We start from the raw sequence: 10948 nt of genomic DNA, 5'->3' as shown, positions 1-10948 counted from the left end.
GGGGGGGGGGGTGGGGGGGGGTGGGGGTTGGGGGGGGGGGGGGGGGGGGGGGGGGGGGTGGTTTGGCGGGGGGGGTGAGGGGGGTGGTGGTTGGGCGGGGAGAGTGAGGCGGGTGGTGGTTCGGCGGGGAGAGTGAGGCGGGTGGTGGTTCGGCGGGGAGAGTGAGGCGGGGGGTGGTTCGGTGGGGGTGAGATGTCTGCTGGACCACACTGGGGGCATGACAGTTGATGCTCTGACCGATGTTGCCGGGGTGCGTGTGGGGCATGCGACGCGGGTCGGTGACGGTTGGCTCACCGGTACCACCGTCGTACTCGCCCCTGAGGGTGGGGCGGTCGCCGCGGTGGATGTGCGGGGTGGCGGGCCCGGTACCAAGGAGACCGACGCGCTCGATCCTCGCAACGTGGTGGAGAAGGTCGAGGCGATCGTGCTGACCGGGGGCAGTGCGTACGGGCTCGACTCCGCGTCCGGGGTGATGGCCTGGCTGGAGGAGCAGGGGCGAGGAGTGCGGGTGGGGGCGGATCCCTCGCATGTCGTGCCGGTCGTGCCTGCCGCGTGCGTCTTCGATCTGGGGCGGGGCGGGGATTTCCGGGCCCGGCCGGACGCGGGGACCGGGCGGGCGGCTGTCGAGGCGGCTGCGGCGAGTGCGTTCGGGGCGCCGGTGCGGGAGGGGTGTGTCGGGGTGGGGACGGGGGCCGTTGTCGGGGGCATGAAGGGTGGGGTGGGGACGGCCAGTGCGGTGCTGGCGTCCGGGGTGACCGTGGCCGCGTTGGTGGTGGTCAACGCGATGGGGGCGGTGGTGGATCCGGTGTCGGGGGTGTTGTACGGGGAGGTGTTCGGGGGGCGGGTCGAGGTGCCGTCGGAGGGGGTGCACGCGGCTGCTCGGGCGCGGTTGGCGGAGGCGGTGGGGCGGAGTGCGCCGCCGTTGTTGAACACGACGTTGGCTGTGGTGGCAACGGATGCGGTGTTGACCAAGGCGCAGGCGCAGAAGGTTGCGGGGACGGCGCACGATGGGATTGCTCGGGCTGTGCGGCCTGTGCACATGCTGAATGACGGGGACACGGTGTTTGCGCTGGCTACGGGGGTTCAGGGAGGTCGGGGGTTTGGTGTGGAGCATCCGTTGGGGCTCAATGATGTTCTTGCGGCGGGGGCGGATCTGGTGACGCGGGCGATTGTTCGGGCTGTGCGGGCGGCGGAGTCTGTGTCGGGGGTGGGTGGGGATTGGCCTGCGTATGGGGAGTTGTACGGGGGCTGACGGTCTGTGGGTGGGTGGGTGAGTGCGGGTTCGGTGGGGGCGGGCGTTTTGCGCAGTTCCCCGCGCCCCTGAGATGCCTGCGGCAGCCCGTCGCTGTCCGGTGGGGGCTTGTGTAGCGCGTTCGGTCCGGTGGTGGGGTCGGGGCCGGGGTGGGGGGTATCCGTCCTCGGTCCGGCGGCTCGGTCCATCGAAACAGGGCTCTGTAACGGACGCCGGCCGCTGCGGGCGGACACCCCCCACCCCGTCCCCTGCGCACCGTCGGCGGCTTGAGGAGCGTCCACATGGCCCACCCAGGGGCGCGGGGAACTGCGCGGCCAGCCCCCACTCGCCCGCGGCCGCCATCCAACCGAACCCGGCACCCCATTGGGCCCCCTGGTTCAAGCGCAGCCCAGTATTCCGTCCCGGTTCTGTCACGTGATGGCATTCGCTTCGTTGTGCGGGAACCCGACAGGGGACCGGGTCCCTCTTTTCTCACGGAGTGGAGAGCGGACGACGTGCATGACATGGAATTGGAGTAGCCCGTGACGAGGCCGGACATGGCAGCGCGGCGCGTACTGGGGGCCTGTGCCGTCCTGATGGTCGGCAGCCTCGCTCTCAGTGCGTGCGGCGGTGGGGCGGATGCGAAGAAGGACGACAAGGGGAGTCAGGGAGGCACGAAGACGTCGAGCGCGGCGATCGTGATCTCGGCGAAGAACGGGTCGACGGGGGCGTCGATCAACTCGACCGGTGTGAAGGTCAGCGACGGGACGCTGACCGGGGTGAAGATGACCGTGGCCGGGACCGGGCAGGACGTGCCGGGGGCCATGGGCAGCGGTGGGGGGAGCTGGAAGCCCAAGGAGCAGTTGGAGCGCGGCACGAAGTACGAGATAGCCGCGACGGCGAAGGACGCGGACGGCAAGTCCGTGGCCGCGAAGTCCGTCTTCACGACCGTTTCCAAGGCGAACAGCTTCATAGGGACGTACACCCCGGACGACGGGACGACCGTCGGGGTCGGGATGCCGGTGTCGTTCGGCTTCGACAAGGCGATCAGCGACAAGAAGGCCGTGCAGTCGCACATCACGGTCAGTTCCAGCAGCGGGCAGCAGGTGGTCGGGCACTGGTTCGGCTCGCAGCGGCTCGACTTCCGGCCCGAGCAGTACTGGAAGGCCGGCTCGAAGGTCACGATGAAGATCGACCTGGACGGGATCGAGGGCGCCGACGGCGTCACCGGCGTGCAGGAGAAGACCGTCAGCTTCACCGTCGGGCGCTCGCAGGTGTCCACCGTGGACGCCAAGACGCAGACCATGACGGTCGTACGGGACGGGAAGACGCTCAAGAGCGTGCCGATCTCCACGGGGAGCCCGGAGTTCACCACCTACAACGGGCAGATGGTGATCTCCGAGAAGTACAAGAAGATCCGCATGGACAGCCGGACGGTCGCGCTGGCCAACGCGTACGACATCCCTGACGTTCCGGACGCCATGCGTCTGACGCAGTCGGGGACCTTCATCCACGGCAACTACTGGTACAACCAGGGCAATCCGCCCTTCGGGCGCACCGGCACCAGCCATGGATGCGTCGGGCTGCGGGACGTCAAGGGCGGGCAGTCGGACACTCCGGCCAAGTGGTTCTTCGACAACTCGCTCATCGGGGACGTCGTCATCGTCAAGAACTCCCCCGACAAGCAGGTCGCGGCGGACAACGGGCTCAACGGCTGGAACCTGTCGTGGAGCGAGTGGACCGCCGGAAGTGCCGTCTGACCGGCGACTTTTGACGGATCATCGGGCCGCGTGGGAACTTCCTGCGCGGCCCGGGCGTTTCCCGGGCGTACGTTTTCTCGGTTCCCGGACATGATGTCCGACCGAGGGGCTACGGTATGCACCCACAAGGTGACATGCAGCAACGCCGGGAGAAACCTTGAGCGTTCCGTACGAGACGGCAGCGTACGAACAACCCGAGTCGCCCGAGTCTCCGGAAGAGCACCTCGCGCGACTCCTCGGTCGTGCCCTGAACTCCTTCGAGTTGCCCGACGAGACGATACGGCGGCTGGACTGCGCGCTGGCGCACGACAGTTCGCTGCACTCCGCGCACCACAGCGCGGGCCTGCACCGCGAGACGTACCGGCACACCTGGCTGCTCCACGACGGCTCGGCGCTCACCCTGTGGGAGCTCGTCCACAACACCGCCCGGGACAGCGTCCCGCAGCACGAGGTGTACGTCGACGAGGAGGAGCTGCGGGCGGCGACCGCGCGGCTGCCGTTACCCCCGGAGGCACCGGATTTCGAGCTGCCGGTCGTCGTGCAGCTGGCCCCCGTCCACCCGCCGCGGCACGCCTACGCCCCGGACGACTCGGCGGATCACGCCCGCCGTCTGCTGCGCCGCGCGGAGAACCCGGACCGGCCGGATGTGGAGACGGCGGCACTGCTGACCGACGCGTTCGCGCACCAGATCACCCAGGCCTTCGGGCGCCCGTGCCGGGCGGGGCGCGCCGGACTGGGCTTCTCGCTGTACGAGCACGCGTTCCTGCTGCGCGACGGCGCGGAGATCTCCCTGTGGGAGGTCGAGCACACGGCGACGCCCGACGGGCGGCACATGTGCGAGGTGTACGTCACCGAGGACGCGGCCAGGGACGCGATGGAGCGGCGCGCGGCTCAGGTCTTCTGAGGCCGGGCGGACCCTGAAACCAGGGCGGACCCTGAGGCCGGGCGGGCCCTGAGGCCGGGGTGGGCCGACGGCCCCGTTCAGCGGCCGCTGCCGAGTTGTCGTACCAGACCCGCGAAGGCGTGCTCCTCCGCCGCCGTCAGTTCGACGGACTCGTGGCCGGGAGCGGCCTGGCGCTGGTGGGGCAGGGCGGGCAGGCCGTGGGCGACGCGCCACAGGGCGGCCTCGTGGCGGCCGCGGCGCAGCATGTAGGCGAGGCCCAGAGCCCAGGCGACGGCCACCAGGACGAGAAGGGTCATACCAAGCAACTGGTAGACGGAGACGTGCTCAGGCATGCGCTCCAGTAGACACCACGGTCCGGGACTTTGGTCCCGGACCGTGACGTATCTCGCAGGTGCCGTGAACAACTCACAGCAGCCCCAAAGGGACAGGGGTTACGCGGCGACCGGCTGCTTCGCCTCCGTCTCGGTGACGGGTGCCGCGGGGGTCCCGGCCGCCGGGGACGTCCCCCGCATGCCCTTCAGGACGATGACCAGGCCGGCCGTGATCGCCGTACCGATGGCGATGGCGAGCAGGTACAGGAACGGCTTGCCGATCAGGAAGGTGACCCAGATGCCGCCGTGCGGGGCGCGCAGGGTGGAGCCGAAGGCCATGGTCAGGCCGCCGGTGACCGCGCCGCCCACCATGGAGGAGGGGATGACGCGCAGCGGGTCGGCCGCGGCGAACGGGATCGCGCCCTCGGAGATGAAGGAGGCACCGAGCACCCAGGCCGCCTTGCCGTTCTCGCGCTCGGCCGGGGTGAACAGCTTCTTGCGGACGGTGGTCGCGAGCGCCATGCCCAGCGGGGGCACCATGCCCGCGGCCATCACGGCGGCCATGACCTTCATCGCGGAGTCGCTCGGGTCCTGTACGGCGATCCCGGCGGTGGCGAAGGCGTAGGCGACCTTGTTGACCGGGCCGCCGAGGTCGAAGCACATCATCAGGCCGAGGAGGATGCCGAGCAGGACGGCGTTGGTGCCGGAGAGGCTGTTGAGCCAGTCCGTCATGCCCTTCTGGGCCTCGGCGATCGGCTTGCCGATCACGATGAACATCAGGAAGCCGACGACGATCGAGGAGATCAGCGGGATCACCACCACCGGCATGATGCCGCGCAGCACCGGCGGGATCCTCACCCGCTGGATGGCGAGGACCACGCCACCGGCCAGCAGATCGGCGACCAGGCCGCCGAGGAAGCCGGCGTTGATGTTGACCGAGATCATGCCGCCGACGAAGCCGGGCACGAGCCCTGGCCGGTCGGCCATGCCGAAGGCGATGTATCCGGCGAGGACGGGGATCAGGAAGCCGAAGGCGACCCCGCCGATCTGGAAGAGCAGCGCGCCCCAGCTGTCGACCTGGCCCCAGTCGAAGTGCTCGGAGACCGACTTGGCGCCGTTGATCTGGTAGCCGCCGATCGCGAACCCGAGGGCGATCAGCAGACCGCCCGCCGCGACGAACGGGACCATGTAACTCACGCCGGTCATCAGCCACTTGCGGAGCTTGGTGCCGTAGCCGTCACCGGGGTCACCGGCCCGCTCGACCGGCGTTGCGCCCCCGGTGGCGCCCGCCGTCACCTCACCGCGCGCGGCCTTCCCGCGCACCTCGGTGATGAGTTCGGCCGGGCGGTTGATGCCCGCCTTCACACCGACGTCGACAGTCGGCTTCCCGGCGAAGCGGTCCTTGTCGCGTACGGGGACGTCGTGGGCGAAGATCACGCCGTCCGCGGCCGCGATGACGGCCGGGTCGAGCCGCTCGAATCCGGCCGAGCCCTGCGTCTCGACGACGAGTTCGACCCCGGCCTCACGGCCCGCGTTCTCCAGCGATTCGGCCGCCATGTAGGTGTGGGCGATGCCGGTGGGGCAGGAGGTGACGGCGACGATCCGGAAGGGGGCGGCCGGCTCGTCCGGGGTCTGAGGAGTGGTGTCGGCCGTTGCGGCATCGGCGGAGGCCGCCGCCGATGCCGCAACGGAGTCTTCGGAGGCGGTCCCGGCCGTGGGTGCCGCAACGGAGTCTTCGGAGGCGGTCCCGGCCCTGGGCGCCTGGTCGCCGCGGATCAGGGCGGCGGCGCCCGCCGCGTCCCCGGCCGACCGCAGCGCGTCCGTGAACTCGGAGTTCATCAGTTGCCGGGCGAGCGAGGACAGGATCGTCAGGTGGGCGTCGTCCGCCCCCGCCGGTGCGGCGATCAGGAAGATCAGGTCGGCCGGGCCGTCCGGCGCGCCGAAGTCGATGCCCTCGGCGCTGCGGCCGAAGGCGAGGGTCGGCTCGGTGACGTGCTCGCTGCGGCAGTGCGGGATGCCGATGCCGCCGTCGAGTCCGGTCGGCATCTGGGCCTCGCGGGCGGCCACATCGGCGAGGAAGCCCTCCAGGTCGGTCACCCGGCCCAGGGCCACCATGCGCTCGGCGAGGGCACGTGCCGCCGCTTCCTTGGTGTCGGCGGACAGGTCGAGATCGACCAGGTCCGCGGTGATCATGTCGCTCATCGCGGGCTCCTTCGCACGCGTATCGCCCGGGGAGTGGAGTGGGCGGGAGGGGCGGGGACGGGGGTGCAGCGGGGGTTCTTCGGGGGGAGGGGGGTGGAGGCCAGGAGTAACAGCGCCGGTACGGCCGTAGGGGCGTCCATCAGGGCCGTGCCGACCGGGCCGCTCATGACACCGGCTCCGTCAGCGCCCGGTCCACCGGCATCTCGGCCGTCACCGTCACGGCCGTCGGGTCCAGGTCGGACGGGGTCGGCATCACGCTGCCGGGCAGCTGGACGGCGGCGGCTCCGTGGGCGACCGCGGAGGCGAGGGCGTCCGGGCCGTTGCCGCCGGCGATCAGGAAGCCGGCCAGGGAGGAGTCGCCGGCGCCGACATTGCTGCGTACGGCGGCCACGCGCGCGCTGCCGAACCAGGCGCCGGAGCCGTCCACGAGCAGCTGGCCGTCGGCGCCCAGGCTGGCGAGGACGGCACGCGCGCCCATCTCCCGCAGTTCCTCGGCCGCCTTGAGCGCGTCACCGACCGTCGCCAGCGGGCGTCCGACCGCCTCCGCGAGCTCCTCGGCGTTCGGCTTCACCACGTCGGGCCGTTCGCGCAGCGCCTCCAGGAGCGCCCGCCCGGAGGTGTCCAGCGCGATCCGCGCGCCCCCGGCGTGCGCCCGCGCGACCACCTCGGCGTACCAGGAGGGCGCGAGCCCCCGGGGCAGGCTTCCGCAGCACGCGATCCAGGAGGCGTCGCGCGACTGCGCGCGGACTGTCTCCAGCAGCAGCTCCTGCTCCTCGGGCGACAGCTCCGGGCCGGGCGCGTTGATCTTCGTGAGCACCCCGTCGGTCTCCGCGAGGGCGATGTTCGAACGGGTGGCGCCCGCGACCGGCACCGGCGCGACCTCGATGCCCTGCGCGTCGAGCAGGTCCGCGACGAGCGCGCCCGGCGCACCGCCGAGCGGCAGGACGGCGACCGTGCGCCGGCCGGCGGCTGCGACGGCGCGCGAGACGTTGACGCCCTTGCCGCCGGGGTCCATGCGTTCGCCGGTGGCGCGGATGACCTCGCCGCGCTCCAGGGCGGGGACCTCGTAGGTGCGGTCGAGGGACGGGTTCGGGGTGACGGTGAGGATCATGCGCGCACTACTTCCGTGCCGCCGTGCTCGATCGCGGCGGCGTCTTCGGGGCTCAGCCCGCTGTCGGTGATCAGCAGGTCCACGTCGCCCAGGTCGCCGAAGCGGGCGAAGTGCTCCTGGCCGTGCTTGGCGGAGTCGGCGAGGAGGACCACGCGGCGGGCGGCGGCGATCGCCGCGCGCTTGACCGCGGCCTCGGCGAGGTCGGGGGTGGTGAGGCCATGATCGGCGGAGAAGCCGTTGGCCGCCACAAAGAGGACATCGGCCCGGATCTCGCCGTACGCCCGCAGCGCCCAGGCGTCGACGGCGGCGCGCGTACGGTGCCGTACGCGCCCCCCGACGAGGTGGAGCTGGATGCCGGGGTGGTCCGCGAGGCGGGCCGCGATCGGCAGGCTGTGGGTGACGACGGTGAGCGCGGCCTCCAGCGGGACGGCGAGGGCGAGGCGGGCGACGGTCGTGCCGGCGTCGAGGATCAGGGTGCCCTCGGTCGGCAGCTCCGCGAGGGCCGCCTTGGCGATGTGGTCCTTCTCGTCGGCGGCCGTGGTCTCGCGCTCGGCGAGGTCCGGCTCGAAGTCGAGGCGTCCGGCCGGGAGGGCCCCGCCGTGCACCCGGCGCAGCAGTCCGGCGCGGTCGAGGGCCTTGAGATCTCTGCGGATCGTCTCGGCCGTGACCTGGAACTCCTCGGCCAGCGAGACGACGTCCACCCGCCCGCCGTCACGCGCGAGCCGGAGGATCTCCTGCTGCCGCTCCGGTGCGTACATGTCCGCTCGCCTCCGACTCATGCCCGAACGTGTGGTTTCAGTCGGAGGCTACGCCCGGATTTCCGGAAAGTAAACAGGTTCGGGCGCATGGCGGACACAAACGGGCATCCGCGTCCGCGGTCCCGCCGAGCCACTGACGTGGCCTCACCCCCTCCGTATCCTGTGACTCAGGACACTGCTTCTCGGGGGTGTGGTGGACAGGGACGCTTCACGGGGGTCCGCCGGTGCGCGGCAGCGGCGGCAGACCCTGATGGTCGACGCGCTGCTCGACACGACGGCGGTGGTCGACCGGCAGGCTCGGGCCCTGCTGATCGAGCTGATCGGGGACGTCCTGGGGCAGCGGGTGTTCCCACGGGAGCAGCCCAACGCGCAGTTGTACGCGGTCGAGATCGTCCGCCTGTGCGCGTCCCTGCCGGGCGGGCTGTCCGCGCTCGCCTCGGCGCTGGAGCTGCTGGAGGGGCGGACCCGGGCGACGGAGACGTTCACGCGGCTGGTGGCGGAAGCGGAGCCCCCGGACCGGCCGGAACCCCGTACAGACCACCCCGCCGCCACCCCGCAGCCCCCGCCCCGACCGGAACCGGACGGCACCCGGGCGAACGGCACCCCGACGGACAGCACCCCGGCCCGCCGGGACTTCTTCGTCTCCTACACCTCCGCCGACCGCGAGTGGGCGGCCTGGATCGCCTGGCAGCTGGAGGAAGCCGGCTTCAGCGTGCTGATGCAGGACTGGGACTTCGTGCCCGGCACCAACTGGCAGTTCGCCATGGACCGCGGCCTGACCGAGTGCGACCGCATCATCGCCGTCCTCACCCCCGCCTACCTGAAATCGGTGTACGCCCGCCTGGAGGCCCACGTCGCCCAGGCCGAGGACCCGGCAGGCCTGGCCCGCAGACTCGTCCCGGTCCGGGTCGCTCCGGTCACCCCGACCGGCCTGCTGCACGCGGTGGTCTACGTCGACCTGGTGGGCCTGCCCACGGAGGAGGCCCGCGCCCGGCTGCTCTCCGGGGTGGGCGGGGCCCACAGCGGCAGGGCGAAACCGGCTGCGCCGCCGGGCTTTCCGGGCTGAAGCACCAAGGACGCCCGTCCCCTCGGAAGGGGACGGGCGTCTGAGTGGGTCTCAGTGCGTGAGCAGGGCCTCCGGCTTGTCGAGTCGCGGATCCGGCACCGAGGTCTCAGAAGCCTCGGCGCCCTCGACGTGCTGGGCCGGGCGGCGGGGCAGGGCGAACATCAGGAGGAAGATGGCGGTCATCACCGCGGCCACCCAACCCAGCGCGTGCTGGAAGGCGTTGACGAAGGACGGGCCGATCTCGGCGGGGGTGAGGTTGTCGCCGACGACCCCGAAGAAGACCACCGAGACCAGGCCGAGGCCCAGCGCGTTGCCCATCTGCTGCACGGTGTTGATGAGACCCGAGGCCGAACCGGCGTGCTCGCGCGGTACTTCGGAGAGCACCGCGTCCGTCAGCGGGGCGACGATCAGGCCCATGCCTACACCCATCACGATCAGCGGCAGCGCCATCTGCCAGGAGGTGATGGCCATGCCGTAGTGCTCGGCCTCCCAGAGGTAGAGCAGCACGCCCACCGCCATCAGCAACGCGCCGGCCTGGAGCACCTTGCGCCCGAAGCGCGGGACCAGCTGCTGCACCGACAGACCCGCGGCCACGGACACGGAGATCGAGAACGGCACCCCGGTCAGCCCCGCCCGCAGCGGGCTCCAGCCCAGGCCGGTCTGCATGTACAGCGTCCACACCAGGAAGAAGATGCCGAGCCCGACCCCGAAGACGGTCTGCACGGCGATCCCCGCCGCGAAGCTCTTCACCCGGAACAGCGACAGCTCCACCAGCGGCGACCCGTCCCGCGCGGCCTTCCGCCTCTCGTACGCCACCAGCGCGGCGAACACGACGGGCGCGCCGGCCATCGACACGTACCCCCACACCGGCCAGCCCAGCTCCTCACCGCGGGTCAGCGGGTAGAGCAGCATCAGCAGCCCGAGCACGACCACGGCCACGCCGACCAGGTCCAGCTTCAGCGCCCGCGGCGCCTTGGACTCGGTGATGAAACGGCTGCCGAGAACGAGGCCCGCGATCCCGACCGGCAGGTTGATGAGGAAGATCGGCCGCCATTCGAGCCCGAACAGGTTCCACTCGGTCAGCAGCGCCCCGAGCAGCGGACCGGACACGGCGCCCAGCCCCACGACCGCGCCGAACAGCCCGAACACCTTGCCCCGCTCGTGCGCCGGGAAGGTCGCGTGCACGATCGACAGCACCTGCGGCACCATCATCGCCGCCATGCCGCCCTGCAGAATGCGGGCCGCGACCAGCATCTCCGGGTTCGCGGCGAAACCGCACAGCGCCGACGCGAGGGTGAACCCGCCGATTCCGACGAGGAACAGCCGCTTGCGCCCGTGGATGTCACCCAGCCGCCCACCGGTGATCAGCCCCGCGGCGAAGGCGAGCGCGTATCCCGCGGTGATCCACTGGATCTGGCTGACGGAGGCGCCCGCGTCCTGCCGGATGGACGGGATGGCGATGTTGACGATCGTGACGTCGACGAGGTCCATGAAAGCCGCGGTCATCACGATGGCGAGGGCGAACCAGCGACGCCGGTCGCCCGCGGCGGGCTGTGCGTCGGAGGTTCCCGAAAGGGTGGTCTCGGTGGAGGTCATGTCTTGAAG

At 71.5% G+C, this 10948-nt stretch carries 9 protein-coding genes; 4 read left to right on the top strand and 5 right to left on the bottom strand.

Going from position 1 to position 10948, the window contains the following annotated elements:
• Positions 1-217: 217 nt before the first annotated feature.
• From G3I78_RS39595 to G3I78_RS39585, 3 genes are all read left to right on the top strand, one after another.
• Positions 218-1252 (top strand): P1 family peptidase, encoded by a 1035-nt coding sequence (locus G3I78_RS39595; RefSeq protein ID WP_164433962.1) that lies wholly within the window; start codon positions 218-220, stop codon positions 1250-1252.
• A 521-nt stretch (positions 1253-1773) separates the two neighbouring features.
• Positions 1774-2991, top strand: a complete 1218-nt coding sequence (locus G3I78_RS39590) for an Ig-like domain-containing protein (protein ID WP_164433960.1) — start codon at positions 1774-1776, stop codon at positions 2989-2991.
• Between the two features lie 157 nt (positions 2992-3148).
• Positions 3149-3895, top strand: a complete 747-nt coding sequence (locus tag G3I78_RS39585; protein ID WP_164433958.1) for a DUF6227 family protein — start codon at positions 3149-3151, stop codon at positions 3893-3895.
• Positions 3896-3972: 77 nt separating this feature from the next.
• Here the strand turns inward: G3I78_RS39585 and G3I78_RS39580 are convergent, their stop codons facing one another.
• From G3I78_RS39580 to G3I78_RS39565, 4 genes are all read right to left on the bottom strand, one after another.
• On the bottom strand, positions 3973-4227 hold the full coding sequence (locus tag G3I78_RS39580; protein ID WP_164433956.1) for a hypothetical protein: 255 nt from the start codon (positions 4225-4227) through the stop codon (positions 3973-3975).
• A 99-nt stretch (positions 4228-4326) separates the two neighbouring features.
• Positions 4327-6408 carry a fructose-specific PTS transporter subunit EIIC gene (locus tag G3I78_RS39575; protein WP_164433954.1) on the bottom strand — a complete coding sequence of 694 codons (2082 nt, stop codon included), beginning with the start codon at positions 6406-6408 and terminating at the stop codon, positions 4327-4329.
• A gap of 163 nt (positions 6409-6571) precedes the next feature.
• Positions 6572-7519, bottom strand: a complete 948-nt coding sequence (gene pfkB, locus G3I78_RS39570) for a 1-phosphofructokinase (protein ID WP_164433952.1) — start codon at positions 7517-7519, stop codon at positions 6572-6574.
• Positions 7516-8277 (bottom strand): DeoR/GlpR family DNA-binding transcription regulator, encoded by a 762-nt coding sequence (locus tag G3I78_RS39565; RefSeq protein WP_164433950.1) that lies wholly within the window; start codon positions 8275-8277, stop codon positions 7516-7518. The genes pfkB and G3I78_RS39565 overlap by 4 nt, the downstream gene beginning before the upstream one ends.
• A gap of 193 nt (positions 8278-8470) precedes the next feature.
• On the opposite strand from G3I78_RS39565, the gene G3I78_RS39560 reads away from it, so the two are divergent.
• Positions 8471-9343 (top strand): toll/interleukin-1 receptor domain-containing protein, encoded by an 873-nt coding sequence (locus G3I78_RS39560; RefSeq protein ID WP_203616123.1) that lies wholly within the window; start codon positions 8471-8473, stop codon positions 9341-9343.
• A gap of 51 nt (positions 9344-9394) precedes the next feature.
• On the opposite strand, the gene G3I78_RS39555 is transcribed toward G3I78_RS39560, so the two are convergent.
• Positions 9395-10939: an MFS transporter gene (locus tag G3I78_RS39555; RefSeq protein ID WP_164433948.1), complete on the bottom strand. Its 1545-nt coding sequence runs from the start codon at positions 10937-10939 to the stop codon at positions 9395-9397.
• Between the last annotated feature and the right edge of the window lie 9 nt (positions 10940-10948).

This window comes from Streptomyces sp. SID13726 (genome assembly GCF_010548375.1).
In the GTDB taxonomy this organism is placed as follows: Bacteria; Actinomycetota; Actinomycetes; order Streptomycetales; family Streptomycetaceae; genus Streptomyces.
The sequence above is the reverse complement of the archived record's forward strand: the minus strand, read 5'-3'. Positions and strand labels throughout refer to the sequence as shown.